The 26,313-nt window shown below is 56.5% G+C and carries 24 protein-coding genes; 15 read left to right on the plus strand and 9 right to left on the minus strand.

The window, feature by feature from the left end; translation table 11 throughout:
- Position 1 precedes the first annotated feature (1 nt).
- Genes hemX through hemC form a run of 3 tightly spaced genes read right to left on the minus strand, consistent with a single transcriptional unit; the run spans position 2 to position 2,874 of the window.
- Complete coding sequence (gene hemX / locus ABLU86_RS20825; RefSeq protein WP_015703977.1) at positions 2-1,174, minus strand: uroporphyrinogen-III C-methyltransferase; 1,173 nt, start codon at positions 1,172-1,174, stop codon at positions 2-4.
- 21 nt (positions 1,175-1,195) lie between these two features.
- Positions 1,196-1,936: a uroporphyrinogen-III synthase gene (hemD, locus tag ABLU86_RS20830; protein WP_020077597.1), complete on the minus strand. Its 741-nt coding sequence runs from the start codon at positions 1,934-1,936 to the stop codon at positions 1,196-1,198.
- A complete protein-coding gene (gene hemC, locus ABLU86_RS20835) occupies positions 1,933-2,874 on the minus strand; it encodes a hydroxymethylbilane synthase (protein ID WP_045362363.1) in 942 nt (313 codons plus the stop codon). The genes hemD and hemC overlap by 4 nt, the downstream gene beginning before the upstream one ends.
- A gap of 350 nt (positions 2,875-3,224) precedes the next feature.
- Here hemC and cyaA point away from each other — a divergent pair, with 350 nt between their 5' ends.
- Positions 3,225-5,777, plus strand: a complete 2,553-nt coding sequence (cyaA, locus tag ABLU86_RS20840) for a class I adenylate cyclase (protein WP_015368868.1) — start codon at positions 3,225-3,227, stop codon at positions 5,775-5,777.
- A 133-nt stretch (positions 5,778-5,910) separates the two neighbouring features.
- Here the strand turns inward: cyaA and cyaY are convergent, their stop codons facing one another.
- Complete coding sequence (gene cyaY / locus ABLU86_RS20845) at positions 5,911-6,231, minus strand: iron donor protein CyaY (RefSeq protein ID WP_015368867.1); 321 nt, start codon at positions 6,229-6,231, stop codon at positions 5,911-5,913.
- Positions 6,232-6,370: 139 nt separating this feature from the next.
- On the opposite strand from cyaY, the gene ABLU86_RS20850 reads away from it, so the two are divergent.
- From ABLU86_RS20850 to corA, 7 genes are all read left to right on the plus strand, one after another.
- The gene (locus ABLU86_RS20850; protein WP_020077593.1) at positions 6,371-6,574 is read left to right on the plus strand and encodes a lipoprotein; all 204 of its coding nucleotides are present in this window, start codon (positions 6,371-6,373) and stop codon (positions 6,572-6,574) included.
- A 35-nt stretch (positions 6,575-6,609) separates the two neighbouring features.
- The gene (dapF, locus tag ABLU86_RS20855) at positions 6,610-7,434 is read left to right on the plus strand and encodes a diaminopimelate epimerase (RefSeq protein WP_015368865.1); all 825 of its coding nucleotides are present in this window, start codon (positions 6,610-6,612) and stop codon (positions 7,432-7,434) included.
- Complete coding sequence (locus ABLU86_RS20860; protein WP_015368864.1) at positions 7,431-8,138, plus strand: DUF484 domain-containing protein; 708 nt, start codon at positions 7,431-7,433, stop codon at positions 8,136-8,138. Before dapF ends, ABLU86_RS20860 begins: the two co-directional genes overlap by 4 nt.
- Positions 8,135-9,037, plus strand: a complete 903-nt coding sequence (gene xerC, locus ABLU86_RS20865) for a tyrosine recombinase XerC (protein WP_042894680.1) — start codon at positions 8,135-8,137, stop codon at positions 9,035-9,037. The genes ABLU86_RS20860 and xerC overlap by 4 nt, the downstream gene beginning before the upstream one ends.
- The gene (gene yigB / locus ABLU86_RS20870; RefSeq protein ID WP_015368862.1) at positions 9,037-9,753 is read left to right on the plus strand and encodes a 5-amino-6-(5-phospho-D-ribitylamino)uracil phosphatase YigB; all 717 of its coding nucleotides are present in this window, start codon (positions 9,037-9,039) and stop codon (positions 9,751-9,753) included. Before xerC ends, yigB begins: the two co-directional genes overlap by 1 nt.
- Before the next feature lie 63 nt (positions 9,754-9,816).
- Positions 9,817-11,979, plus strand: coding sequence for a DNA helicase II (gene uvrD, locus ABLU86_RS20875; RefSeq protein WP_032709535.1), 2,163 nt, complete (start codon positions 9,817-9,819; stop codon positions 11,977-11,979).
- 355 nt (positions 11,980-12,334) lie between these two features.
- Positions 12,335-13,285, plus strand: coding sequence for a magnesium/cobalt transporter CorA (gene corA, locus ABLU86_RS20880; RefSeq protein ID WP_002883400.1), 951 nt, complete (start codon positions 12,335-12,337; stop codon positions 13,283-13,285).
- 88 nt (positions 13,286-13,373) lie between these two features.
- Here the strand turns inward: corA and rarD are convergent, their stop codons facing one another.
- Positions 13,374-14,267 (minus strand): EamA family transporter RarD, encoded by an 894-nt coding sequence (gene rarD / locus ABLU86_RS20885; RefSeq protein ID WP_047036941.1) that lies wholly within the window; start codon positions 14,265-14,267, stop codon positions 13,374-13,376.
- Between the two features lie 48 nt (positions 14,268-14,315).
- Positions 14,316-14,780: an acyl-CoA thioesterase YigI gene (gene yigI / locus ABLU86_RS20890; protein WP_004097567.1), complete on the minus strand. Its 465-nt coding sequence runs from the start codon at positions 14,778-14,780 to the stop codon at positions 14,316-14,318.
- A gap of 153 nt (positions 14,781-14,933) precedes the next feature.
- Between yigI and pldA the strand changes: the two genes are divergently transcribed.
- From pldA to rhtC, 3 genes are all read left to right on the plus strand, one after another.
- Positions 14,934-15,806 carry a phospholipase A gene (gene pldA, locus ABLU86_RS20895; protein WP_032709537.1) on the plus strand — a complete coding sequence of 291 codons (873 nt, stop codon included), beginning with the start codon at positions 14,934-14,936 and terminating at the stop codon, positions 15,804-15,806.
- Positions 15,807-15,873: 67 nt separating this feature from the next.
- Complete coding sequence (gene recQ / locus ABLU86_RS20900) at positions 15,874-17,700, plus strand: ATP-dependent DNA helicase RecQ (protein WP_015368858.1); 1,827 nt, start codon at positions 15,874-15,876, stop codon at positions 17,698-17,700.
- Between the two features lie 61 nt (positions 17,701-17,761).
- Positions 17,762-18,382, plus strand: coding sequence for a threonine export protein RhtC (gene rhtC, locus ABLU86_RS20905; RefSeq protein WP_032715391.1), 621 nt, complete (start codon positions 17,762-17,764; stop codon positions 18,380-18,382).
- A 47-nt stretch (positions 18,383-18,429) separates the two neighbouring features.
- Here rhtC and ABLU86_RS20910 read toward each other — a convergent pair whose 3' ends face one another.
- Both ABLU86_RS20910 and rhtB read right to left on the minus strand, forming a co-directional pair.
- Positions 18,430-19,350, minus strand: a complete 921-nt coding sequence (locus tag ABLU86_RS20910) for an Rpn family recombination-promoting nuclease/putative transposase (protein WP_042894697.1) — start codon at positions 19,348-19,350, stop codon at positions 18,430-18,432.
- Positions 19,351-19,510: 160 nt separating this feature from the next.
- Positions 19,511-20,131, minus strand: coding sequence for a homoserine/homoserine lactone efflux protein (gene rhtB, locus ABLU86_RS20915; protein WP_015368855.1), 621 nt, complete (start codon positions 20,129-20,131; stop codon positions 19,511-19,513).
- Positions 20,132-20,240: 109 nt separating this feature from the next.
- Here rhtB and pldB point away from each other — a divergent pair, with 109 nt between their 5' ends.
- From pldB to ABLU86_RS20930, 3 genes are all read left to right on the plus strand, one after another.
- Positions 20,241-21,233 (plus strand): lysophospholipase L2, encoded by a 993-nt coding sequence (pldB, locus tag ABLU86_RS20920; RefSeq protein WP_015703989.1) that lies wholly within the window; start codon positions 20,241-20,243, stop codon positions 21,231-21,233.
- A 44-nt stretch (positions 21,234-21,277) separates the two neighbouring features.
- Positions 21,278-22,078, plus strand: coding sequence for a sugar/pyridoxal phosphate phosphatase YigL (yigL, locus tag ABLU86_RS20925; protein WP_015368853.1), 801 nt, complete (start codon positions 21,278-21,280; stop codon positions 22,076-22,078).
- An 88-nt stretch (positions 22,079-22,166) separates the two neighbouring features.
- Positions 22,167-23,066, plus strand: coding sequence for a carboxylate/amino acid/amine transporter (locus ABLU86_RS20930; protein ID WP_015368852.1), 900 nt, complete (start codon positions 22,167-22,169; stop codon positions 23,064-23,066).
- On the opposite strand, the gene metR is transcribed toward ABLU86_RS20930, so the two are convergent.
- Entirely contained in the window at positions 22,954-23,907 is a 954-nt protein-coding gene (metR, locus tag ABLU86_RS20935; protein WP_348796381.1) for an HTH-type transcriptional regulator MetR, read from the minus strand. The two genes, ABLU86_RS20930 and metR, sit on opposite strands and share 113 nt — an antisense overlap.
- 117 nt (positions 23,908-24,024) lie before the next feature.
- On the opposite strand from metR, the gene metE reads away from it, so the two are divergent.
- Positions 24,025-26,289: a 5-methyltetrahydropteroyltriglutamate--homocysteine S-methyltransferase gene (gene metE / locus ABLU86_RS20940; protein ID WP_032715393.1), complete on the plus strand. Its 2,265-nt coding sequence runs from the start codon at positions 24,025-24,027 to the stop codon at positions 26,287-26,289.
- Positions 26,290-26,313: the final 24 nt, after the last annotated feature.

Raw genomic sequence — 26,313 nt, forward strand, 5'->3', positions numbered from 1 at the left:
GTTATTCTCCTTGCGGCGCAGGGGCTGGCGCGGTCGCTGCTGGCGCTGGCGTCGGAGCGGCTGCCGCAGGCTGGGCCATTAAATTACGCACCCGGGTTTGCATCAGCTTTTCCAGCAGGCTCTGGCTCTGCAGCGTTTCCGGTACGCTCATGGTAATACTCTGCTGACTGAGCTTATCCACTTCTTCAAGGAAAGCCTTGGTGGTGGCGTCTTCAGTATCGTAATAAGCGCGTACCCAGGTGGAGACGTTTTCCAGCGCCTGCTTATAGGTTTCTTCCTGATGACGCGGCACCGCTTGCGCGGCGACCAGCAGGCGAGAACGGATATTTTCGCGCAGATAGACATCCTGATTCGGCGCTAACAGCGGCACCGCCGTTTCGTCGCGGCGGCGTATGGTAATGAAGCTATCCATAAAGTTCTGCCAGCTTTTCTGCAGGTTAACCCGCCATTCGCCGATGGAGCTGGAGAGCTCGTCGCTGTCGGCATCCATCGGGGAATCATCGTCGTTATTATCGGCCAGACGCAGATTGTCGATTTGATTCGCCAGCTGGTTAACCTTGAGGATAATGCCGTCGTAATCGACCTGGCTTACCGCCGACAGCGAAGCGATGTCGTCGGTGATGGCGCGGCGCGCGCCGATAAGGCTTGGGTCGTTCATGTCGGCGAGGCTGGCATCGGCGCTTTTCAGCAGCGCGGCAGCGGTCGTCACATCCTGATCGCTCCACAGTTTACGTCCCGCCAGCTTAACCAGGAAATCAGCCTGCGCCAGCAGCCAGGTTTTGGCGTCGCTGCCGGAAATCACGGCAACTTTTTGCTGTAGCTCATCAAGCTGTTTCGTCAGGGTTTCCTGTTCACGTTTGGCTTCGCTCAACTGGTCGGCCTGCTGTTTGATGACGCTTTCCAGCTCGCTCTTCTGGCTGTCCTGCGCTTTTTGCAGCGCCGCGAGCTGGCTTGCTAATTCAGAGCTGGTTTCGTTTTGCCGCGTAACCTGCTGCTTATTCAAGCCATACAGGCCAATACCGGCGGCGAGGGCGATAGCGATAGCAATCGCGCTGAGCGCCAGGCTGGTTTTGTTGCCGGCCTTTTTCTTCTCGTTGTTTTCTGGCTGTGGCGTGGTTTCCACGGCCTCCCTGGTCTCTTCAACCACGGCGGATTGATTTTGTTGTTCCGTCATTATGGCTTCCAATGTTGAGAGTTATTGTAATGCGCGTAGCAGCGCATCGTTGTCGGCGTTATCGGCAACCTGAATATCCTGCCAGCCCAATTCCCGGGCCTGAAGGGCCAGACGTTCGCTGACAACGATAAGGCTACAGTGCAGCAGCCACTGTTCGCGATACCACTGGGGTATTAACGACCACAGCTGCTGCAGCATCTCGCCGCTGGTGACCACCAGCGTTGTGACTCCACGAGATTGCCAGCGCATAGCCTCTTCCGCACCATCATAGTACTTCGCACAACGTTGATAACATTCACAAAATGTTACTTCGGCGCCGCGATCTCGCAGCGTGTCGCCGAGTAATTCCCGCCCGCCGTTGCCGCGCAGAATCAGGGCTTTCTTGCCCGCAATGTTTTGTAATTCAGGTAATTGTAGCAAGACTTCGCTGATTTCCCGATCTAACGGGTAACGGATATTTTTACCACTGACCGTATGCAGGGCCAGCGCGGTGGTGCGGCCTATCGAGAAATAGGCCGGGTCGGAGGGCCAGCGTTGGCTCTCCTGCAGCAGACGGGCATGGGCGAATTCCACCGCATGCTGCGACAGCGCAAACAACAAATCGTCCGCGCCTAATGCCGCCAGTTGATGCGGGAGCGCTGCCAGTTCTCTCCCCGGCGTGAATTCAATCAGCGGAAAGCTCCAGGCCACGCGTCCCAGCGCGCGCAGGCGGCTGACTAACTCTTCACCTTGCGGTAGCGGACGGGTGACCAGGATGCTCATCGTGGGGCTTCTCCATCATAGACCGCCGCGAGGATGTCGCGGGCGCCGTTATCCAGTAGCTCTTCCGCCAGCGAGACGCCGAGCGCCTCTGCCTCTTCCGGCCGCCCGCGGCGTTCACCGCGCACGACTCGCGAACCATCCGGGGCGCCCACCAGCGCTCGTAGCCACAGCTCACCATCGCGCAGTTCGGCATAGCTGCCAATCGGCACCTGACAACCGCCTTCGAGACGGGTGTTCATCGCCCGCTCGGCACGTACGCGCACGGCGGTCTCTGTATGGTTAAGCGGCGCTAACAGCGCTTTGGTCCATTCATCGTCAAGGCGGCATTCGATACCCACCGCGCCTTGGCCGACGGCCGGCAGAGATTGTTCAGGCGAGAGCGGCTGGCGAATACGCGATTCCAGTTTCAGGCGCTTCAGCCCGGCGGCAGCAAGGATAATAGCGTCATACTCGCCGTTATCGAGTTTGCCTAATCGCGTGCCAACGTTGCCGCGTAGCGAGCGGATCACCAGATCGGGGCGCTCTGCCGCCAACTGGCACTGGCGACGTAAACTTGACGTGCCAACGATGCTGCCAGCCGGCAGCGCGTCAATTGAGGCATAGTGATTGGAAACAAATGCGTCGCGCGGATCTTCACGTTCGCAGATGGTGACCAATCCCAGGCCTTCAGGGAATTCGACCGGGACATCTTTCATCGAATGGACGGCGATATCGGCGCGCCCCTCAATCATGGCGAGCTCTAACTCTTTCACAAATAAGCCCTTGCCGCCTACTTTCGCCAGCGGGGTATCAAGGAGCACGTCGCCGCGGGTGACCATTGGCACCAGCTCAACGGAAAGCCCCGGATGACAGGACTCCAGGCGCTCTTTCACATAATGTGCCTGCCATAGCGCAAGCGGGCTTTGCCGTGTGGCAATTCTCAAAACTTTGTCTAACATGCTTGTTACCGTCATTGTCGACCATGAGCCATCCTAACATTGTTGCTTTAGGGATGTTAGTTTCACGGTTAATGTGGGATGCTGGCATGATGACCTTTAGCGTTTCATGCGCGTGCGGTTGCCGCAAGCGTAGTGGGGAATTTACACCCGGCAAACGGTGCTACACTTGTATGTAGCGCATCTTTCTTTACGGTCAATCAGCAAGGTGTTAAATTGATCACGTTTTAAACCATTTGTCAGCCAGCAGTTCATCACAACCACACCGATGACGAATGGTGACGGTTCTTGTTGAAATACTGAAATCCTCCGTACTATTGTACGTCGGATTTTTGAACATCAGGCGATATGTCTTGTACCTCTATATTGAGACACTGAAACAGAGACTGGATGCCATCAACCAACTGCGCGTGGATCGCGCGCTTGCTGCCATGGGACCCGCTTTCCAGCAGGTTTACAGTCTTCTGCCGACATTACTACATTATCATCACCCGCTGATGCCGGGTTACCTTGACGGTAACGTTCCCCGCGGCATTTGCCTCTACACGCCTGATGAAACCCAACGCCACTATCTTGACGAACTCGAACTGCATCGCGGCCTGCTAACGCAGGAGCCGCCGAAAGGCGAACTGCCGATTACCGGCGTCTATTCGATGGGCAGTACCTCTTCCGTCGGGCAAAGCTGTTCTTCCGATCTGGATATCTGGGTATGCCATCAGGCCTGGCTGGATAACGAAGAACGCCAACTGCTGCAGCGTAAATGCAGCCTGCTTGAAAGCTGGGCGGCATCGCTTGGCGTCGAGGTCAGTTTCTTCCTGATCGACGAAAACCGCTTCCGCCACAACGAAAGCGGCAGCCTCGGCGGCGAAGACTGTGGTTCGACCCAGCATATTTTGTTGCTCGATGAATTTTACCGCACCGCCGTGCGTCTCGCCGGGAAACGTATTCTGTGGAATATGGTGCCGGGCGATGAAGAAGACCATTACGATGATTACGTGATGGGGCTGTATGCGCAGGGCGTGCTGACGCCAAACGAATGGCTCGATCTCGGTGGCCTCAGTTCGCTGTCGGCGGAAGAGTACTTCGGCGCCAGCCTGTGGCAGCTGTATAAGAGCATCGACTCCCCGTATAAAGCGGTGCTGAAAACGCTGCTGCTGGAAGCCTACTCGTGGGAATACCCCAACAACCGCCTGTTGGCGAAAGATATTAAACAGCGCCTGCACGATGGCGAGATTGTCTCATTCGGTCTCGACCCCTACTGCATGATGCTGGAGCGCGTAACCGCCTATCTGCAGGCTATCGAAGACGACACCCGTCTCGATCTGGTACGCCGCTGCTTCTATCTGAAAGTCTGTGAAAAACTCAGCCGCGAGCGCGCCTGTGTGGGCTGGCGTCGTGAAGTGGTCAGCCAACTGGTGAAAGAGTGGGGCTGGGATGAAAAGCGTCTGATGATGCTCGATAACCGCGCTAACTGGAAAATCGATGAAGTGCGCAAAGCGCACAACGAACTGCTCGACGCGATGATGCAGAGCTATCGTAATCTGATCCGCTTCGCGCGTCGCAATAACCTCAGCGTCTCCGCCAGCCCGCAGGATATCGGCGTGCTGACGCGTAAGCTGTATGCGGCCTTTGAAGCCTTGCCGGGCAAGGTTACCCTGGTAAACCCGCAAATTTCACCGGACCTGTCGGAACCGAATCTGACCTTTATCCACGTGCCGCCGGGCCGCGCCAACCGTACCGGTTGGTATCTGTATAACCGCGCGCCGGATATGGAATCGATCATCAGCCATCAGCCGCTGGAATATAACCGTTATCTTAATAAGCTGGTGGCCTGGGCCTGGTTTAACGGCCTGCTGACCTCACGCACCCGTCTGTTTATTAAGGGCAACGGTATCGTCGACTTGCCGAAGCTGCAGGAGATGGTGGCCGACGTGTCGCACCACTTCCCGCTGCGCCTGCCGGCGCCGACGCCAAAAGCGCTGTACAGCCCGTGTGAAATTCGCCACCTGGCGATTATTGTTAACCTCGAATATGACCCGACGGCGGCTTTCCGCAATCAGGTGGTGCATTTCGACTTCCGTAAGCTCGACGTTTTCAGCTTCGGCGAAGAGCAAAAATGCCTGATTGGCAGTGTCGACCTGCTGTATCGCAACTCGTGGAACGAAGTACGTACGCTGCACTTTAACGGCGAGCAGGCGATGATCGAAGCACTGAAAACTATCCTTGGCAAAATGCATCAGGACGCCGCGCCGCCGGATAGCGTGGAGGTTTTCTGCTACAGCCAGCATCTGCGCGGCCTTATTCGCACCCGCGTGCAGCAGATGGTCTCCGAGTGCATCGAACTGCGTCTCTCCAGTACCCGTCAGGATACCGGGCGCTTCAAAGCGCTGCGCGTCTCCGGCCAGACCTGGGGCCTGTTCTTTGAACGCCTGAACGTTTCGGTGCAGAAGCTGGAAAACGCCATTGAGTTCTACGGCGCTATCTCGCACAACAAGCTCCACGGCCTGTCGGTACAGGTAGAAACCAATCACGTTAAGCTGCCGGCGGTGGTGGATGGTTTCGCCAGCGAAGGGATAATTCAATTCTTCTTTGAAGATGCGGATAACAATGATAGCGGCTTTAACATCTACATTCTCGATGAAAGCAACCGCGCAGAGGTCTATCACCACTGCGAAGGCAGCAAAGAAGAGCTGGTCCGCGACGTCAGCCGCTTCTACTCGTCATCGCACGATCGCTTCACCTACGGCTCCAGCTTCATTAACTTCAACCTGCCGCAGTTCTATCAGATAGTCGAAGTTGACGGACGCACGCAGGTGATCCCGTTCCGCAGTCAGGCGATTGCCGCCGCGGTGCCGCCGGGCCAGGAAGCGGTCGCCTCACCGGTGCTGCAGCAGCGCTACTCGTAGATTTGCCCCGGATAAGGCGCGAGCCGCTATCCGGAGATATTCCCTGCTGGCGCTGCGCTTAGCAGGGCTACGGTTGTATGTCGTCGGGTAGCCCGGATAAGGCGCGATGCGCCGCCATCCGGGAAACACCTCATTAACGGAAGCTCACCGTCTCGCCGGCCTGATTGCTTGCCGCCTGCTCCAGCAGATCCCAGAAGCGTTCGCCGCTGCGATCGCAGATCCACTCATCGCCTTGCAGATCGAAGTGATAGCCGCCTTGCTTGGTCGCCAGCCAGACCTGATGCAGTGGCTCCTGACGGTTAATAATGATTTTACTGCCATTTTCGAAGCTGATGGTCAGCACGCCGCCGTTGATTTCGCAGTCGATATCGCTGTCGCCGTCCCAGTCGTCCAGACGTTCTTCGATGGTCATCCACAGGCTATCGGCCAGGCGATGGAATTCACTGTCGTTCATGGTTCTATCCTGCTTTTTTGAAGATGGCCGCAGTATAGCGCGAAACAAAAGCGCGTGCAGTCAGATGCTAAACGCTTGCTTTTACGTCTTCTCCTGCGATGATAGAAAGCAGTAACGAATGAATCATGGGCAACTATCAATGAAAAACGTTTTACCCACGCTTGCCGTTCTGTTTGCAATCTTCAGCCTGACCGGCTGCGGTTTGAAAGGGCCGCTGTATTTCCCGCCGGCGGACAAAACCGCGCCGCCGCCGACCAAGCCGGTTAATCCAGGCATTCAGAGCGCGACGCCGGATCGTAACGATCGCGGCGATAATGGCGGTCCGACCCAGGTTAACTATTAACGATAACGTTCTGTTCCGCGCAATTGGAGTAGATAATGCAGTTCTCTAAAATGCATGGCCTCGGCAACGACTTCATGGTTGTTGATGCGGTAACGCAGAATGTTTTCTTCTCACCGGAGCTGATTCGTCGCCTTGCGGATCGGCATCTTGGCGTCGGCTTCGACCAACTGCTGGTTGTCGAGCCGCCGTACGATCCCGATCTGGACTTCCACTACCGTATCTTCAATGCTGACGGTAGCGAAGTCTCGCAGTGCGGCAACGGCGCGCGCTGCTTCGCCCGCTTTGTCCGTTTAAAAGGCCTGACCAATAAACGTGATATCCGTGTGAGCACCGCCAATGGGCGTATGGTATTAAGCGTAACGGAAGATGATCTGGTGCGCGTTAACATGGGCGAGCCAAATTTCGAGCCGTCTCAGGTCCCGTTCCGCGCCAACAAAGCGGAAAAGACCTATATTATGCGTGCGGCTGAACAGACAGTATTGTGCGGCGTCGTCTCAATGGGCAACCCGCACTGCGTGATTCAGGTCGATAACGTGGACACCGCCGCGGTTGAAACCCTCGGTCCGGTGATGGAAAGCCACGAACGCTTTCCGGAACGCGCCAATATCGGCTTTATGCAGGTAGTGGAACGCTCTCATATTCGTCTGCGCGTCTATGAACGCGGCGCAGGTGAAACGCAGGCCTGCGGCAGCGGCGCCTGTGCGGCGGTGGCGGTCGGTATCCAACAGGGATTACTCGGCGAAGAGGTACGCGTGGAATTGCCAGGCGGGCGTCTCGACATCGCCTGGAAAGGTCCGGGTCAACCGTTGTATATGACTGGCCCGGCGGCACACGTCTACGACGGATTTATTCATCTATGAAACAGATCGGGGAAGAACAGCAGGAACTCGCCACAGCGCTCGACGACAGCGCGGTAGTAGATTATCTGCTGCAAAATCCTGAGTTCTTTATTCGTAATGCAGCGCAGGTAGAGCATATCCGCGTCCCGCATCCGGTGCGCGGCACCATTTCGCTGGTCGAGTGGCATATGCTGCGGGCGCGTAACCATATCAACGTGCTGGAAGAAAATATGACGCTGCTGATGGAACAGGCGACGGCCAATCAAAGCCTGTTTCAGCGCCTGTTCCATCTGCAGACGCGCCTGGCGTCCGCCGATAGCCTGGATGAAATGCTCAACCGCTTTCATCGTTGGGCGCGCGAGCTGGGCCTGGCGGGCGCGACGGTGCGCCTGTTTCCGGACAGCTGGCATCTCGGCGCGCCGTCTAAATTCACCCATCTGGCGTTGAGCCGGCAGGCGTTCGAACCCATTCGTATCCAACGGTTGGGCCAGGCACGTCACTATCTTGGTCCGCTGAACGGGCCAGAGCTGTTGGTGGTGCTGCCGGATGCGAAAGCTATTGGCTCGGTGGCGATGTCGCTACTGGGCGATGACGACGCGCCGGGGGTGATGTTCTTCAGCAGCCGCGATCCGCAGCATTATCAGCAAGGTCAGGGAACGCAGCTACTGCAGGAGATCGCCCGTATGCTGCCCGGCCTGCTGGAGCGCTGGATTGAACGCGCATGAGCCACTCCCCGCTATTCGCCTGCGTCGACCGCTTCCTGCGCTATCTCGGCGTTGAGCGCCAGCTTAGCCCCATTACGCTCACGAATTACCAGCGCCAGCTGGAAGCGCTAATCGCGCTGGCGGAGGATGCCGGGATGACAAGCTGGCAGCAGTGCGACGCCGCTCAGGTACGTAGCTTTGCCGTGCGCAGCCGCCGCGCGGGCTTAGGCCCGGCGAGCCTGGCGCTGCGGCTTTCCGCCTTGCGCAGTTTCTTCGACTGGATGGTCAGCCAGGGCGAGTTAGCGGCTAACCCGGCGAAGGGAATTGCGGCGCCAAAAATTCCCCGCCACTTACCGAAAAATATCGACGTTGATGATGTGAATCGGCTTCTGGATATCGACCTTAACGACCCGCTCGCCGTGCGCGACCGGGCGATGCTGGAAGTGATGTACGGCGCGGGGCTGCGTCTTTCTGAGTTAGTTAACCTTGATATTCAGCACCTTGATCTTGAGTCAGGGGAAGTGTGGGTGATGGGTAAAGGCAGCAAAGAGCGCCGCCTGCCAATTGGACGCAACGCGGTGGCGTGGATCGAACACTGGCTGGATTTGCGCGGCCTGTTCGGCGGCGATGACGACGCGCTGTTTTTGTCGAAGCTGGGTAAGCGAATTTCAGCGCGCAACGTGCAGAAGCGGTTTGCCGAATGGGGGATCAAGCAGGGGCTCAATAGCCACGTGCATCCGCATAAGCTGCGGCACTCCTTCGCGACGCATATGCTGGAGTCGAGCGGCGATCTGCGCGGCGTGCAGGAGCTGCTGGGGCATGCCAATCTCTCCACCACCCAAATCTATACCCATCTCGATTTTCAACACCTTGCCTCGGTGTACGATGCCGCGCATCCGCGCGCTAAACGGGGGAAATAATGCGTTTTTACCGACCTCTGGGCCCGATCTCCGCGCTGACGTTCGACCTGGATGACACCCTTTATGATAACCGCCCGGTGATTGACCGGACGATGCAGGAATCGCTGACGTTTGTGCGCAATTACCATCCGGCGCTGAGCCAGTTTGATGCCCATGCGCTTAATCAACTGCGACAAACGCTATTGTCCTCAGAACCTGAGATTTATCACGATGTCACCGTCTGGCGCCACCGCGCGCTGGAGTTAGGGATGCGTAATGCCGGGCTCTCCGCCGCCGAGGCGAAAGCCGGCGCCGATGCGGCGATGGAAAACTTCGCCCACTGGCGCAGTCGCGTCGACGTGCCGCAGGAGACGCACGATACGCTGGCGAAGCTGGCGCAGAAATGGCCGCTGGTGGCTATCACCAACGGTAACGCCCAGCCAGAACTGTTCGGGCTGAATGACTATTTCCGTTTCGTGCTGCGCGCGGGCCCGGATGGTCGCTCCAAGCCGTTTGCCGATATGTACCATCTGGCGGCGGAGCGCCTGGATTTACCCCTCGGGCAGATTCTGCACGTCGGCGATGATCTGACCACCGACGTGGCTGGCGCTATTCGCTGTGGAATGCAGGCCTGCTGGATCAAGCCGCAGGACGCGTCGTTGATGAAAACCGCCGATAGCCGCCTGCTGCCGCATATTGAAATTTCACGGTTGGCATCTCTGACCTCGCTGATATAATCACCAGTAACTCTGTATATATTAACAGGGGTTCGTGGAACCCCTTCTCTTCCGGCGGTGCCAATGGACGTTTCTTACCTGCTCGACAGCCTTAATGACAAACAGCGTGAAGCCGTAGCGGCCTCGCGCACCAATATGCTGGTTCTGGCAGGGGCGGGCAGTGGTAAGACGCGCGTACTGGTGCACCGTATCGCCTGGCTGCTGAGCGTGGAGAACTGCTCGCCGTATTCCATTATGGCGGTGACCTTTACCAACAAAGCGGCGGCGGAGATGCGCCACCGTATCGGCCAACTGATGGGCACCACCCAGGGCGGTATGTGGGTCGGCACCTTCCATGGCCTGGCCCATCGCCTGCTACGCGCCCATCATCTGGATGCCAACCTGCCGCAGGATTTCCAAATCCTCGATAGCGAAGACCAGCTGCGCCTGCTGAAGCGCCTGATTAAGGCGATGAACCTGGATGAGAAGCAATGGCCGCCGCGTCAGGCGATGTGGTACATCAACAGCCAAAAAGATGAAGGGCTGCGCCCGCACCATATTCAGAGCTACGGCAACCCGGTCGAACAGACATGGCAGAAGGTGTATCAGGCCTATCAGGAAGCCTGCGATCGCGCCGGGCTGGTGGACTTCGCCGAGCTGCTGCTGCGCGCGCACGAGCTGTGGCTGAACAAACCGCACATCCTGCAGCACTACCGCGAGCGCTTCACCAATATTCTCGTCGACGAATTCCAGGACACCAATAACATTCAATATGCCTGGATCCGCCTGCTGGCGGGCGATACCGGCAAAGTGATGATTGTCGGCGATGATGACCAGTCGATTTACGGCTGGCGCGGCGCGCAGGTTGAAAACATTCAGCGCTTCCTGAATGACTTCCCGGGGGCGGAAACTATTCGTCTGGAGCAGAACTATCGTTCGACCAGCAATATTCTCAGCGCCGCCAACGCCCTGATTGAAAACAACAACGGGCGGTTGGGCAAAAAACTGTGGACCGACGGCGCCGACGGCGAGCCCATTTCGCTGTACTGCGCCTTCAACGATCTCGATGAAGCGCGTTTCGTGGTTAACCGAATTAAAACCTGGCAGGAGAACGGCGGAGCGCTGGAGCAGTGCGCCATTCTCTATCGTAGCAACGCCCAGTCGCGCGTGCTGGAAGAGGCGCTGCTACAGGCCAGCATGCCTTACCGTATCTACGGCGGCATGCGCTTCTTCGAACGTCAGGAAATCAAAGATGCGCTCTCTTATCTGCGCCTGATTGCCAACCGCAACGATGACGCGGCGTTTGAGCGCGTGGTCAATACGCCTACCCGCGGCATCGGCGATCGTACCCTGGATGTGGTGCGCCAGACCTCGCGCGATCGTCAGCTGACGCTGTGGCAGGCCTGCCGCGAGCTGCTCAAAGAGAAAGTGCTGGCAGGCCGCGCGGCCAGCGCTCTGCAGCGCTTTATGGAGCTTATCGACGCGCTGGCGCAGGAAACTGCCGATATGCCGCTGCATGTCCAGACTGACCGGGTCATTAAAGATTCCGGCCTGCGTATGATGTACGAGCAGGAAAAAGGCGAGAAGGGCCAGACCCGTATCGAAAACTTAGAGGAACTGGTGACGGCGACGCGCCAGTTCAGCTACAACGAAGAAGATGAAGATCTGATGCCGCTACAGGCGTTCCTCTCCCACGCCGCGCTGGAAGCCGGCGAAGGGCAGGCGGATACCTGGCAGGATGCGGTACAGCTGATGACTCTGCACTCGGCAAAAGGGCTGGAGTTCCCGCAGGTGTTTATCGTCGGCGTTGAAGAGGGGATGTTCCCGAGCCAGATGGCGCTTGATGAGGGCGGTCGTCTGGAGGAAGAGCGTCGTCTGGCCTACGTCGGCGTGACGCGCGCGATGCAGAAACTGACGCTGACCTACGCCGAAACCCGTCGTTTGTACGGCAAAGAGGTTTACCATCGCCCATCGCGCTTTATCGGCGAGCTGCCGGAAGAGTGCGTGGAAGAGGTGCGGCTGCGGGCTACGGTGAGCCGCCCGGTTAACCATCAGCGCCTCGGTACTCCGGTGGCGGAGAACGATACCGGCTATAAGCTGGGCCAGCGGGTCCGGCATCCGAAGTTCGGCGAAGGCACCATCGTAAACCTTGAGGGCAGCGGTGAACATAGCCGGCTGCAGGTGGCATTCCAGGGGCAGGGAATTAAATGGCTGGTTGCCGCCTATGCCCGGCTGGAAACGGTGTAACTTTAAGAAAAATATAATTTTTTTGTAATAATCTGCTAGCCTTATATGCTAAAGGGCAGGATTTGCTCTTTAGCGTTCCCTTGCGTGTTGACGCCGTTTTGGCGCTGGCGTAACATGCGCGCACGATTACGCTAAGAGGACATTCGCCTTGGACACACCCAGTAGATGCTGGCTCAACTTCCTGTCATTCAGGAACAACTCCTAAGGCTATCCCCTTATGCCGATAGCCTTAGCGGTTGTCGGCGACTCGTCCTATCCCCGTCGCTCTGAGTCAGGCTTAATGGTCTGAAACCCAAATAGTTTCTGTGTGCCCATCGAACTGTCCGATAAATTTTTTGTATTGGGAGTCCCGGTCATGCTGAGCGCATTTCAACTGGAAAATAATCGTTTAACGCGCCTTGAGGCCGATGAGATCAAGCATCTCGCCAGCTCGGTGTGGGTCGATCTGGTCGAGCCAGACGATGACGAACGTAGCCGTGTGCAAACGGAGTTAGGCCAGAACCTGGCGACGCGCCCGGAACTGGAAGACATCGAAGCGTCAGCGCGTTTCTTTGAAGACGAAGATGGTTTACACATCCACTCCTTTTTCTTTTTCGAAGATGCCGACGATCACGCCGGTAACTCAACCGTGGCGTTTACCATCCGCGAAGGCCGCCTGTTTACATTGCGCGAGCGTGAACTGCCCGCTTTTCGCCTGTACCGCATGCGCGTGCGTAACCAGACGCTGGTCGACGGCAACGCCTATGAGCTGCTGTTAGATCTGTTCGAGACCAAAATCGAACAGCTGGCGGATGAGATAGAAAACATCTACAGCGACCTGGAAAAGCTGAGCCGCGTGATTATGGAAGGCCACCAGGGCGACGAGTACGACGAAGCGCTGTCGACGCTGGCGGAACTGGAAGATATCGGCTGGAAGGTTCGCCTCTGTCTGATGGATACCCAGCGCGCGCTAAACTTCCTCGTGCGCAAGGCGCGCCTGCCGGCAGGCCAGCTGGAACAGGCGCGAGAGATCCTGCGAGATATCGAATCCCTGCTGCCGCACAACGAATCGCTGTTCCAGAAGGTGAACTTCCTGATGCAGGCGGCGATGGGCTTTATCAACATCGAGCAGAACCGCATTATCAAGATCTTCTCGGTGGTTTCGGTCGTGTTCCTGCCGCCGACGCTGGTGGCGTCCAGCTACGGGATGAACTTTGAGTTTATGCCGGAACTCCACTGGAGCTTTGGTTATCCGGGAGCCATCGTGTTTATGATGTTGGCCGGCCTGGCGCCGTATCTCTACTTCAAGCGTAAAAACTGGCTGTAGTTGTTGTGCCGGATGCGCTTCGCTTATCCGGGCCTACGTGTTGTGCTTTTGTAGGCCGGATAAGGCGTAGCCGACATCGGGTAATATCCTATCCCCGACGCCCCCGTCTTTGCGTATATACCGCATCCATCACGAATATCGCCAGCGCCACCCAGATAAAGGCGAAGGTTACCATCTTATCCGTGCCCGGCACTTCACCGTAGAACGTTACCGCCAGCAGGAACATCAGCGTCGGGCCAATGTACTGGAAAAAGCCCAACGTTGACAGGCGCAGGCGGGTCGCCGCACCGGTAAAGCACAGCAGGGGGATGGTAGTTACCACGCCCGCGGCCATCAGCAGCAAATTGAGCGACCAGGGGTTGTCTCCCATATGGCTGGTTGGGCTATCGGTGATGCCGAAAAGCCAGATCGCCGCCACTGGCAGCAGCCATAGCGTTTCCACCAACATGCCGGTCTGCGCATCGACGGCGATTTTCTTACGTACCAGTCCGTAGAAGGCAAAGCTGAAGGCTAGCCCCAGACCGATGATCGGCAGCGAACCGAAGGTCCATAGTTGCACCAGCACGCCACAGGCAGCCAGCACAACCGCCAGCCACTGCATGCGGCGGAAGCGCTCGCCGAGGAAAATCATCCCGAGCACGATATTAACCAGCGGGTTAATAAAGTAGCCGAGGCTTGCTTCCAGCATATGGTGGTTATTGACCGCCCAGATAAAGAGCAGCCAGTTGCCGCCGACCAGCACTGCAGAGAGCGCGAGCAGGAAGATCTTGCGCGGGGTTTTTAGCAGTTTTTTTACCTGCGGCCACTGGCGGCTGACGCTGATGAGCGCCACCATGAAAAAGAAAGACCAGATCACGCGATGCGTCAGGATTTCATCGGCGGGAACGTAGTAAATAAGTTTGAAGTACGCCGGCGCGATACCCCAGATAAAATAGGCGGCCAGCGCCAGCATAACGCCCAGCCGCGTTTGTTTTGCGTCCATTGGTAGAATCCATTGCCAAAGAGAGTGATGTTACTCGATCTGCGGCAATCAACCCACCATATAGGTGGCCGTGGCGCTGGCGATATAAACCTGCTCTTCGTTATGCAGCTCGACGCGAGCCACGGCGACTTTGTTTCCGGCACGCAGCAGGCTGCTGGTCGCGGTGAAGCGTTCGCCGCGGCCAGGGCGTAAATAATCGACGCGCAAATCGATAGTTCCCATCCGCGAGAGGCGCTGGCGCAGCTCTTCTTCGTTGATGGTGTCATGGCGAGTCAGGGTGCTGCCGACGCAGACCAACCCCGCGGCGACATCCAGCGCAGACGCAATAACGCCGCCGTGCAGAATACTCTGCGCCCAGTTGCCAACCATCATCGGCTGATTATTAAAGCTGAGCTGGGCAAACTCTTTTTCATACCGTTCCAGTTCCAGCCCAAGGGCACGGTTAAAAGGCATATGATAAACAAAAATCTCGCCCACCAGCTTTAGCGCGGCGGCGGCGGTCAGTTCAGACATAGCAGAGGTCCATTCGTTAATTAAATGTTGATTTTATGCTTCAAAAATATTGATTTCCACTTTCGGAGGCGATAACGCAGCGGGAGGTGGATAAATAGGTAGAATGGCAGCAGGACAAAACATTAATAAGAACCATTCTTCAGGAGAACAGTAATGCGTATCTCTTTAGCCTGGCTGCTGGCGCTTAGCGCGTTACCAGCAGGCGTTCTGGCGCAGGACGCGCCGATTGAACAAACCGTTCATGACAAACCCGCGGTACGGGGCAGTATTATCGCCAACCTGCTGCAGGATCATGATAATCCGTTCCTGCTTTATCCTTATGAGAGCAACTATCTGCTCTATACATGGACCAGCGATCTCAATAAAGAGGCAATTCGTAGTTACGACTGGGCCGATGACGCGCGTAAGGATGAGGTGAAGTTCCAGCTCAGCCTGGCGTTCCCGTTATGGCGCGGTATTCTCGGCGATAATTCGCTGCTTGGCGCTTCCTATACGCAAAAATCCTGGTGGCAGCTCTCTAACAGTAAAGGCTCGGCGCCGTTTCGCGAAACCAACTACGAGCCTCAGCTCTTCCTTGGCTTCGCGACGGATTATGAGTTTGCCGGCTGGACCTTGCGCGATATCGAAGTCGGCTATAACCACGACTCTAACGGCCGTTCCGATCCAACGTCACGTAGCTGGAACCGCCTGTATACTCGCCTGATGGCGCAAAACGGTAATTGGCTGGTTGAAGTGAAGCCGTGGTATGTGGTCGGCAGTACCGATGATAACCCCGATATCACCAAATACATGGGTTACTACCGCCTGAAGATTGGCTACCAACTGGGGGAGGCTATTTTTAGCGCTCAGGGGCAATATAACTGGAATACCGGCTACGGCGGCGCGGAAATCGGGGTCAGTTACCCTATTACCAAGCACGTGCGCGCCTATACTCAGGTGTACAGCGGTTATGGCGAGTCGCTCATCGACTATAACTTCAATCAGACGCGCGTCGGCGTCGGCGTGATGCTCAACGATCTGTTTTAATCGTTGCACTCTGGCTCGCAGGCGCTGAAAATAGCGCCTGTTTTCTTTTCAGGCGAATGGGGTCAACGTGGCACAGGCGGAAGTATTAAACCAGGAATCGCTGGCTAAGCAGGTTTTACAAGAGACCTTCGGCTACCAGCAGTTCCGCCCGGGCCAGGAATCGATCATCGCCACGGCGCTGGAAGGCCGCGATTGCCTTGTAGTGATGCCGACCGGCGGCGGTAAGTCGCTGTGCTACCAGGTACCTGCATTGGTCCTCGGCGGCCTGACGGTTGTCGTGTCGCCGCTGATTTCGCTGATGAAAGACCAGGTCGATCAGCTGCTGGCGAACGGCGTCGCCGCGGCCTGTCTTAATTCAACGCAAAGCCGCGAGCAGCAGCAAGAAGTGATGGCGGGCTGCCGCAGCGGGCAGATTCGTCTGCTGTATATCGCGCCGGAACGCCTGATGCTGGACAACTTTCTCGAGCATCTGAGCCACTGGAACTTAGCGATGCTGGCGGTAGATGAGGCGCACTGTATCTCGCAGTGGGGCCATGATTTCCGCCCGGAATATGCCGCGTTGGGCCAGCTGCGCCAGCGGATGCCGCATATTCCGTTTATGGCGCTCACCGCCACCGCGGATGACACCACCCGCCGCGATATTGTTCGCCTGCTGGGGCTCAACGATCCGCTGATTCAGGTCAGTAGCTTCGATCGCCCCAATATCCGCTATATGCTGATGGAGAAATTTAAGCCCCTCGATCAGCTGATGCGTTACGTCCAGGATCAGCGCGGTAAATCAGGGATTATCTACTGTAACAGCCGTTCTAAAGTTGAAGACACCGCCGCCAGGCTGCAAAGCCGTGGCATCAGCGCGGCGGCCTACCATGCTGGTCTGGAAAATGATATTCGTGCCGACGTGCAGGAGAAATTCCAGCGCGACGATCTGCAGATCGTGGTGGCGACGGTGGCCTTCGGTATGGGCATTAACAAGCCGAACGTCCGTTTTGTGGTGCACTTTGATATCCCGCGCAACATTGAATCCTATTATCAGGAAACCGGCCGCGCCGGGCGTGACGGGCTGCCGGCGGAAGCGATGCTGTTTTACGATCCGGCGGATATGGCGTGGCTGCGCCGCTGCCTGGAGGAGAAGCCCGCCGGGCCGCTGCAGGATATTGAACGTCATAAGCTGAATGCGATGGGCGCCTTTGCCGAAGCGCAGACCTGTCGCCGTCTGGTGCTGCTGAACTATTTTGGCGAAGGGCGTCAGGAGCCGTGCGGCAACTGTGATATCTGTCTTGATCCGCCAAAGCAGTACGATGGCTTAATGGACGCGCGTAAGGCGCTTTCAACTATTTATCGGGTGAATCAGCGCTTCGGGATGGGCTATGTGGTTGAAGTACTCCGCGGCGCCAACAATCAGCGTATCCGTGACCTGAACCACGATAAACTGCCGGTGTACGGTATTGGTCGCGAGCAGAGCCACGAGCATTGGGTGAGCGTGATTCGTCAGTTAATTCACCTCGGACTGGTTACGCAAAATATTGCCCAGCACTCCGCACTGCAGCTCACCGAGGCCGCGCGTCCGGTACTGCGCGGTGAAGTCCCGCTGCAGCTCGCCGTGCCGCGTATCGTGGCGCTAAAACCGAAAGCGATGCAGAAATCCTTCGGCGGCAATTATGACCGCAAGCTGTTCGCCAAGCTGCGTAAATTACGTAAAGCGATCGCCGACGAGGAGAATATCCCGCCCTATGTCGTCTTTAACGACGCGACGCTTATTGAGATGGCCGAACAGTCGCCGCTCACCGCCGGGGAAATGCTCAGCGTCAACGGCGTGGGGACCCGCAAGCTTGAGCGCTTCGGTAAAGAATTCATGGCGCTGATACGTGCTCATGTCGATGGTGATGATGAGTAGTCAGCCGCGGGAAAAGGTGCCAGAATAGTTTCCTTCTTCACTATTTCCCTGCGAGTTAAACATGTTGATGCTTTTTCTCACCGTGGCGCTGGTGCATATCATTGCGCTAATGAGTCCGGGGCCGGATTTTTTCTTTGTTTCGCAAACCGCGGTGAGCCGCTCGCGCAAAGAGGCGATGATGGGTGTGTTGGGAATCACCGGCGGCGTAATGGTCTGGGCGGGCGTAGCGCTGCTCGGCTTGCATCTGATTATCGAGAAAATGGCCTGGCTGCATACGTTGATTATGGTCGGCGGTGGGCTGTATCTGTGCTGGATGGGCTATCAAATGCTGCGCGGCGCGTTGAAGAAAACCGACGTAGCGGCAGCGGAACCGCAGGTTGAGCTGGCGCGTAGCGGGCGCAGTTTCCTGAAGGGCCTGCTGACCAATCTCGCCAACCCGAAAGCGATTATCTACTTCGGTTCGGTCTTTTCACTGTTCGTTGGCGATAACATTGGCGCCGGGGCGCGTTGGGGGATTTTCCTGCTGATCGTCCTTGAAACTCTGGCGTGGTTCACCATCGTAGCCAGCCTCTTCGCACTGCCGAAAATGCGCCGCGGCTATCAGCGGATGGCAAAGTGGATAGACGGCATCGCAGGAACCCTGTTTGCCGGTTTCGGCATTCATCTGATCATTTCGCGCTAACTCGTCATGCGATTATCCACCCGGTTTGTTGCCGGGTGGGGCAGACATTAGTGACGAAGGCGCTGTAGTTCATCCCTGGTCAAACCGGTCATTTCCAGGATAGCATCGTCATCCAAGCCGCGATTGAGCATCGCTGCGGCGACCTGTAAAAGGGCCTGTCGTTTTCCTTCTTTGATGCCTTCTTTAATGCCTTCTTTGATACCTTTCTCTCTGCCTTCTGCGAGCCACGTTTCTGCCAGAGTCATTAGCATTCCTCCATGCTGCGGCACACGCTGTGCCAGCCCATAAAATAGCGCCCGAATATCCTGTGCTTCCCCCGCCTGAGCCATATATTTTATCAGCACGGCGATTTGTTGTCCGCTCATCTGCTCCAACATTAAGAGGTGGGTCAACTTGTCAAGCAGCTGTGCCATATCGCGCTGGCGAATATGTTTTTGTACCAGCGTAAGCGCCGCCATACTGCGGTGGCGCATAATTTCGTCATCAGGGATCACCGTAATATCGACCAGCGGAAATGCACCTGAATAGAGCTGATGGGCAAGCATCGAGTCGTCAAAATTATCCAGCCAGTTCAGCGACCAGGGATAGGGGCTGCGACGTCCTTGATAAAAGAGAATGGGAATTACCAGCGGTAACGTTTTATGACCATTCTCCAGATGCCTCTGCATGGCGGCGATGGCGTAGCGCATCAGACGAAACGCCATCAGTTTATCAGGTGAACTCTGGTGTTCTATCAGAACATGGATATACCCCGGGCCGCGGTTTGTCTCCAGCGAATAAAGAATATCGCTGTAGTAGGGCCGCAGGTCATCTTCCAGAAAACTCCCGGATTCCAGGCGCAGCGTATCCAGTTTACAAACCTGAATTAACGCCGGTGGAAGGTGGATCTCGATAAAATCGCGCGCCGTTTCGACCCGCGACAGAAAGGTCTTAAAGACTGCATCATGTGGGGTTGCCGTTTCCGCCATTTCGTTCATCCGTGAATAAACCCAATGGCCGCATTCTGGCACTGAAAAGGCGGGGCCGACAGCGCGCGGATAAAGTCTCTTTCATCTTTGCGCGCCAGCACGCGTGATAATACGACTCCGGCCGCAAGTGGCCTCGCGCTATGCGAGCGCCATTCCAGTTTTAGGCGTGACGGGCGGAAGCGAGCAGCGCCCCCACCAGCATAAACAGCGAGCCAAACACTTTATTCAGCGCCTTCATCTGCTTCGGACCTTTAATCCAGGCCGCAATGCGCTGCGCCAGCGTCGCGTAACCGATCATCACAATGATATCGACCACAATGGTGGTGACGCCGAGTACCAGGTACTGCATCACCTGCGGCTGATGCGGGACGATGAACTGGGGAAACAGCGCGGCGAGGAAGACGATACTTTTTGGGTTGGTCAGATTGACGAACACCGCGCGTTTATAGAGCTTACCGCGGCTTTGAGTTCGCGCCAGCGTATTCAGGTCAATTGAACCCGCCGCCCGCCACTGCTGGATCCCCAGCCAGATAAGATAGGCCGCGCCCGCCCATTTCAACACTTCGAATGCCAGTACCGAGCGGGAGAAGAGCGTGCCCAGACCGACGCCGACCAGCACGATATGAATGGCCAATCCGGTTTGCAGGCCGGCAATAGAGGCCGCCGCGCCGCGATAGCCGTGGTTGATGGATGTGGTCATGGTATTGATCGCGCCGGAACCCGGCGACAGGCTGAGAATGATTGATGTCAGCAGATAAGCGAACCACCACTCGAAGGTCATGAGAATCTCCCTGATTGTCTATTTTTATGCCACAATACGCTATTGCATCAGCATTGTGTGATGTGCGACAAAAAAACGATTTTCAGCGGTTAACAGGGGTGTAAACCCGATGTTTGGGCAGCAAAAGGACTGGGACACACGAGAAAACGCGTTTGCGGCCTTTACCATGGGGCCGCTGACGGATTTCTGGCATCAGCGGGAAGAAGCTGAATTTACGGGCGTCGATAAGGTTCCGGTACGCTTTGTGCGCTTTTGTGCCGCAAATAACGACCGGCTGGTGGTCATTTGCCCCGGCCGCATCGAAAGCTACGTGAAGTATGCCGAACTAGCCTACGATCTCTTCCACAGCGGCTTTGACGTGATGATTATCGATCATCGCGGCCAGGGGCGCTCCGGTAGGTTACTGTCTGATACCCACCGCGGTCATGTTGTGCGCTTTAGCGATTATGTTGACGATCTGGCTGCGCTCTGGCAGCAGGAAGTGGTTCCCGGCCACTGGCGTAAACGTTTTATTCTCGCCCACTCGATGGGCGGCGCCATTGCCACGCTGTTCTTGCAGCGTCACCGGCAGCATTGCGACGCCATTGCCTTATGCGCGCCAATGTTTGGCATCATCATGCGCCTGCCGGACTGGATGGTGCGCCATATTCTCGACTGGGCTGAGGGCCATCAGCGTATTCGTGAAGAGTATGCCATCGGTACGGGCCGCTGGCGGGCGCTGCCGTTTTCGCTCAATGTGTTGACTCACAGTCGCCAACGCTATCGTCGCAACCTGCGTTTTTATGCCGACGATCCGCGGTTGCGCGTCGGCGGGCCGACCTATCACTGGGTGCGCGAAGGTATTCTGGCCGGCGAAGAGATATTGTCTGGCGTCGAGAAAGATACGACTCCGACGTTATTGATTCAGGCCGAGGATGAAAAGGTGGTCGATAACCTGATGCACGACCGCTATTGTGAACTCCGTTCCGCTGCCGGGCACCCTTGTGAAGGCGATAAGCCGCTCGTTATTGAAGGGGCATATCACGAGATCCTTTTTGAAAAGGACGCTATGCGCTCAGTCGCGCTAAATGCCATCGTCGATTTTTTCAATCGACATACTTAATCCGACGATAGATCTCGTCGCCCTGCTTAGAGGTTAAATTTTTTATGTACCAGGTTGTTGCGTCTGATTTAGATGGCACGCTGCTTTCCCCCGACCATTTCCTCACCCCCTATGCCAAAGAGACGCTGAAGCTACTCACCGCGCGCGGGATAAATTTCGTTTTCGCCACTGGCCGCCACTACATCGATGTGGGGCAGATCCGCGATAATCTCGGCATTAAGTCGTACATGATCACCTCTAACGGCGCGCGGGTACACGATAGCGAAGGTAAACAAATCTTCGCTCATAACCTCGACCGCGATATCGCCAGCGATCTGTTTGAGATGGTGCGTAACGATGTGAAGATTGTGACCAACGTCTATCGTGAAGATGAATGGTTTATGAATCGCCATCGCCCGGAAGAGATGCGCTTCTTCAAAGAGGCGGTGTTCAACTACAAGCTTTATGAACCGGGCGAGCTGGATGCGGATGGCATCAGCAAAGTTTTCTTCACTTGTGAAGATCATGAACATCTGCTGCCGCTTGAGCAGGCTATCAACGCGCGCTGGGGCGACCGCGTGAATGTGAGTTTCTCCACACTAACTTGTCTTGAAGTGATGGCTGGCGGTGTTTCGAAGGGGCATGCGCTGGAGGCCGTCGCGAAAATGCTCGGCTACAGCCTCAAAGAGTGTATCGCCTTTGGCGACGGCATGAACGATGCCGAGATGCTGTCGATGGCCGGTAAAGGCTGCATCATGGCGAACGCCCATCAGCGGTTGAAGGATTTGCATCCTGAGCTGGAAGTGATCGGCAGCAACGCCGATGATGCCGTACCGCATTACCTACGCAAGCTGTACCTCGATTGATAAAGATTGACGACTGGCTAATAACTGGCCAGTCGTCAACCTCTCTCTCCGCTACAATGCCTGTTCTTTATTCAATGAGACGACCATTGTGGCGCTATTAATTATCACCACTATCCTGTGGGCCTTTTCTTTTAGCCTGATTGGCGAATACCTTGCCGGTAGCGTCGATAGCTATTTTTCCGTGCTGATGCGCGTGGGCCTGGCAGCGCTGGTGTTTTTGCCTTTCCTGCGTACGCGCGGCCAGTCTCCGCGCACCATCGTACTCTATATGCTAGTGGGGGCGATGCAGCTTGGCATCATGTATTTGCTGGCTTTCCGCGCCTATCTTTATCTGACGGTCTCGGAATTTCTGTTGTTTACGGTCTTTACCCCGCTGTATATCACCCTGATTTACGATCTGCTCAGCGGTCGTAAGCTGCGCTGGGGCTATCTGCTTAGCGCGGCGCTGGCGGTGTTAGGGGCGGCGATCATCCGCTATGACAAAGTCAGCGATCATTTCTGGACCGGGCTATTGCTGGTGCAGTTGTCGAATATCTGCTTCGCCATCGGCATGGTGGGCTACAAGCGTTTGATGGAAGTCCGCCCGATGCCGCAACACAATGCTTTTGCCTGGTTCTATGCCGGCGCCTTTATTGTGGCGGTAGCGGCGTGGTTTATGCTGGGCAATCCGCAGAGGCTACCGACTACCGGCCTGCAGTGGGGAATCCTGGTCTGGCTTGGCGTGGTCGCATCCGGATTGGGTTATTTCATGTGGAACTACGGCGCGACGCAGGTGGATGCCGGTACGTTGGGGATCATGAATAACGTTCACGTCCCCGCCGGGCTGTTGGTTAATCTCGCTATCTGGCAGGAGCAGCCTCACTGGCCAAGCTTTATCATTGGCGCACTGGTAATCCTGGCTTCGCTATGGGTCCATCGCCGCTGGGTCGCTCCGCACTCCGTACAAACGGCAGATGATCGCAAGCGTGGTTCCGCGCTGAGCGAATAAACGCTTCTGTTACCGGCTGGCGTTGCTCGCCATCGCGCACTGCAGCATACAGCCGGCTCCACAGTCCTTCTCCCAGGGTTTTGGTGACAATCAAACCCTGGCGTTCAAAACTTTCCACCACCCAGTGCGGCAGGGCGGCAATACCCATTCGTGCGGCAACCATCTGAATCAACAGCAGCGTGTTATCGACACTTTTCAACTGTGGGCTGATCCCCGCCGGTTGCAGGAAGTGGCGCCAGATATCCAGTCGCCCGCGCTGTACCGGGTAAATCAGTAACGTTTCCGCAGCCAGATCCTCCGGGGAGATGCGCGTTTTCGCCGCCAGCGGATGTTCCGGAGCTAACACCAGACGAACTTCATAATCAAACATCGGTGAATAGTGCAGGCCGCTACGCGGCAAAATATCTGAGGTCATCACCAGATCGAGTTCACCCTGCTGCAGGGCTGGCTGCGGGTCAAAAGTGACGCCGGACTGAAAATCAACTTCCACCAGCGGCCAGCGGGCGCGGAAGCTTTCCAGCGCCGGGGTGAGCCATTGAATACAGCTATGGCACTCAATCGCCAGCCGCAGACGGGTTTGCTGTGGTTCATTGCAATCCTGTAGCGCGCGAGCGATCTGCGGCAGTACCTGATTGGCCAACTGCAGCAGAATTTCTCCTTGCGGCGTGAAGCGTAGCGGCTGGCTTTTACGCACAAACAAACGGAAACCAAGGCGCTGTTCCAGATCGCTAAACTGGTGGGACAGGGCCGACTGGGTTTGGTGCAGGGCTGCCGCCGCGCCCGCCAGCGAACCGCTGTTCCGCAACGCCTGTAGCGTTTTCAGGTGCTTAATCTCGATCATGAATGTCCTTCACTTCGGCATGAATAATTTGCGCTTGAGGAATATACAGTACCTTTACATTATGGATGTGTAAACATCTGGATGGCTAAATGCAAAAAATTCCATAAGGGGCATAACATGACAATCCTCAATCACACCCTCGGTTTTCCTCGCGTTGGCCTTCGCCGCGAGCTGAAAAAAGCGCAAGAGAGCTACTGGGCGGGCAAGGCCACGCGTGAAGATCTGCTGGCGGTAGGTCGCGAACTGCGCGCTCGTCACTGGGAGCAGCAGAAACAGGCGGGCATTGATCTGTTGCCGGTGGGCGATTTTGCCTGGTACGACCATGTTCTGACCACCAGCCTGCTGTTGGGCAACGTGCCGGCTCGTCATCAGAACAAAGACGGCACCGTCGATATCGATACTCTGTTCCGTATTGGTCGCGGTCGCGCGCCGACCGGCGAACCCGCTGCCGCCGCGGAAATGACCAAGTGGTTCAATACCAACTATCACTACATGGTGCCGGAATTTGTCCAGGGCCAGCAGTTCAAGCTGAGCTGGACCCAACTGCTGGATGAAGTGGACGAAGCGCTGGCGCTGGGCCACAAGATTAAGCCTGTACTGCTGGGGCCGGTAACGTATCTGTGGCTGGGCAAAGTAAAAGGCGAACAGTTTGACCGTTTAAGCCTGCTGAACGATATCCTTCCGGTTTACCAGCAGGTACTGGGCGAGCTGGCGAAACGCGGCATTGAGTGGGTGCAGATTGATGAACCGGCGCTGGTACTGGAGCTGCCGCAAGCATGGTTGGATGCCTTTAAACCGGCTTATGAGGCCCTGCAGGGGCAGGTAAAACTACTGCTGACTACCTATTTTGAAGGGATCGCCGACAACCTTGATATTATCACCGCGCTGCCGGTACAGGGGCTTCACGTCGATCTGGTGCATGGCAAAGATGATGTTGCTGAACTACATAAACGCCTGCCGGCCGACTGGCTGTTATCCGCCGGGCTGATCAACGGTCGTAACGTCTGGCGCGCCGATCTCACGGAAAAATATGCGCAAATTAAGGCGATTGTCGGTCAACGCGAATTATGGGTCGCCTCTTCCTGCTCCTTACTGCATAGCCCGATCGATCTGAGCGTAGAGACCCGTCTTGATGCCGAAGTAAAAAGTTGGTTTGCTTTCGCCCTGCAGAAGTGCGGCGAACTGGCGCTGCTGCGCGATGCGCTGAACAGCGGTAATACGACGGCGATCGAGGCGTGGAGCGCGCCAATCCAGGCTCGTCGCCATTCGACTCGCGTACACAACGCGGCAGTGGAAAAACGGCTGGCGGCAATCACTGCTCAGGACAGCCAGCGCGCCAGTCCTTATGCCGAGCGCGCACAGGCGCAGCGCAGGCGCTTTAACCTGCCAGCATGGCCGACGACGACGATCGGTTCATTCCCGCAGACAACCGAAATTCGTACCCTACGTCTGGACTTCAAAAAGGGCAATCTTGACGCCAGCCATTATCGGACGGGTATTGCCGAACATATTAAGCAGGCGATCGTCGAACAAGAACGTCTGGGTTTAGACGTGCTGGTGCACGGAGAAGCCGAGCGAAACGACATGGTGGAGTATTTCGGTGAGCATCTGGACGGTTTCATCTTCACGCAAAACGGTTGGGTGCAAAGCTATGGCTCTCGCTGCGTGAAGCCGCCGGTGGTTATCGGCGATGTCAGCCGTCCGCAAGCGATCACCGTCGAGTGGGCGAAGTACGCGCAGTCTCTTACCGACAAGCCGGTCAAAGGCATGTTGACCGGTCCGGTGACCATTCTGTGCTGGTCCTTCCCGCGCGAAGATGTCAGTCGTGAAACCATCGCGAAGCAGATTGCGCTGGCGCTGCGCGATGAAGTGGCGGATCTGGAGGCGGCCGGTATCGGTATTATCCAGATTGATGAACCGGCACTGCGCGAAGGTCTGCCGCTGAAGCGCAGTGATTGGGATGCTTATCTACAGTGGGGCGTCGAAGCTTTCCGCATCAACGCCGCGGTTGCTAAGGATGACACCCAGATTCATACCCACATGTGTTATTGCGAGTTCAATGACATCATGGATTCTATCGCCGCGCTGGATGCCGACGTCATCACCATTGAAACCTCGCGCTCTGACATGGAACTGCTGGAGTCGTTCGAAGAGTTCGAATATCCGAACGAAATCGGCCCGGGCGTTTATGATATTCACTCGCCAAACGTACCGAGCGTGGAGTGGATTGAAGGGTTGCTGGAGAAGGCCGCGCAGCGTATTCCGGCGGAGCGCTTGTGGGTTAACCCGGACTGCGGCCTGAAAACTCGTGGCTGGCCGGAAACCCGCGCCGCGCTGGCTAACATGGTGCAAGCGGCGCAGAATCTGCGCGAATCAGCCTGATAGATACGCGGAAAACAACAGAGG

The sequence above is a fragment of the Klebsiella sp. JN_Kp121 genome (genome assembly GCF_040062145.1).
In the GTDB taxonomy this organism is placed as follows: Bacteria; Pseudomonadota; Gammaproteobacteria; order Enterobacterales; family Enterobacteriaceae; genus Klebsiella; species Klebsiella aerogenes.

What these genes read in the sequence shown, in the direction of transcription:
- hemX (WP_015703977.1), bottom strand. Translation starts at nt 1,174, where the DNA reads ATGACGGAACAACAAAATCAATCCGCCGTGGTTGAAGAGACCAGGGAG.
- hemD (WP_020077597.1), bottom strand. Translation starts at nt 1,936, where the DNA reads ATGAGCATCCTGGTCACCCGTCCGCTACCGCAAGGTGAAGAGTTAGTC.
- hemC (WP_045362363.1), bottom strand. Translation starts at nt 2,874, where the DNA reads ATGTTAGACAAAGTTTTGAGAATTGCCACACGGCAAAGCCCGCTTGCG.
- cyaY (WP_015368867.1), bottom strand. Translation starts at nt 6,231, where the DNA reads ATGAACGACAGTGAATTCCATCGCCTGGCCGATAGCCTGTGGATGACC.
- ABLU86_RS20850 (WP_020077593.1), top strand. Translation starts at nt 6,371, where the DNA reads ATGAAAAACGTTTTACCCACGCTTGCCGTTCTGTTTGCAATCTTCAGC.
- dapF (WP_015368865.1), top strand. Translation starts at nt 6,610, where the DNA reads ATGCAGTTCTCTAAAATGCATGGCCTCGGCAACGACTTCATGGTTGTT.
- ABLU86_RS20860 (WP_015368864.1), top strand. Translation starts at nt 7,431, where the DNA reads ATGAAACAGATCGGGGAAGAACAGCAGGAACTCGCCACAGCGCTCGAC.
- xerC (WP_042894680.1), top strand. Translation starts at nt 8,135, where the DNA reads ATGAGCCACTCCCCGCTATTCGCCTGCGTCGACCGCTTCCTGCGCTAT.
- yigB (WP_015368862.1), top strand. Translation starts at nt 9,037, where the DNA reads ATGCGTTTTTACCGACCTCTGGGCCCGATCTCCGCGCTGACGTTCGAC.
- uvrD (WP_032709535.1), top strand. Translation starts at nt 9,817, where the DNA reads ATGGACGTTTCTTACCTGCTCGACAGCCTTAATGACAAACAGCGTGAA.
- corA (WP_002883400.1), top strand. Translation starts at nt 12,335, where the DNA reads ATGCTGAGCGCATTTCAACTGGAAAATAATCGTTTAACGCGCCTTGAG.
- rarD (WP_047036941.1), bottom strand. Translation starts at nt 14,267, where the DNA reads ATGGACGCAAAACAAACGCGGCTGGGCGTTATGCTGGCGCTGGCCGCC.
- yigI (WP_004097567.1), bottom strand. Translation starts at nt 14,780, where the DNA reads ATGTCTGAACTGACCGCCGCCGCCGCGCTAAAGCTGGTGGGCGAGATT.
- pldA (WP_032709537.1), top strand. Translation starts at nt 14,934, where the DNA reads ATGCGTATCTCTTTAGCCTGGCTGCTGGCGCTTAGCGCGTTACCAGCA.
- rhtC (WP_032715391.1), top strand. Translation starts at nt 17,762, where the DNA reads ATGTTGATGCTTTTTCTCACCGTGGCGCTGGTGCATATCATTGCGCTA.
- ABLU86_RS20910 (WP_042894697.1), bottom strand. Translation starts at nt 19,350, where the DNA reads ATGGCGGAAACGGCAACCCCACATGATGCAGTCTTTAAGACCTTTCTG.
- rhtB (WP_015368855.1), bottom strand. Translation starts at nt 20,131, where the DNA reads ATGACCTTCGAGTGGTGGTTCGCTTATCTGCTGACATCAATCATTCTC.
- pldB (WP_015703989.1), top strand. Translation starts at nt 20,241, where the DNA reads ATGTTTGGGCAGCAAAAGGACTGGGACACACGAGAAAACGCGTTTGCG.
- yigL (WP_015368853.1), top strand. Translation starts at nt 21,278, where the DNA reads ATGTACCAGGTTGTTGCGTCTGATTTAGATGGCACGCTGCTTTCCCCC.
- metR (WP_348796381.1), bottom strand. Translation starts at nt 23,907, where the DNA reads ATGATCGAGATTAAGCACCTGAAAACGCTACAGGCGTTGCGGAACAGC.
- metE (WP_032715393.1), top strand. Translation starts at nt 24,025, where the DNA reads ATGACAATCCTCAATCACACCCTCGGTTTTCCTCGCGTTGGCCTTCGC.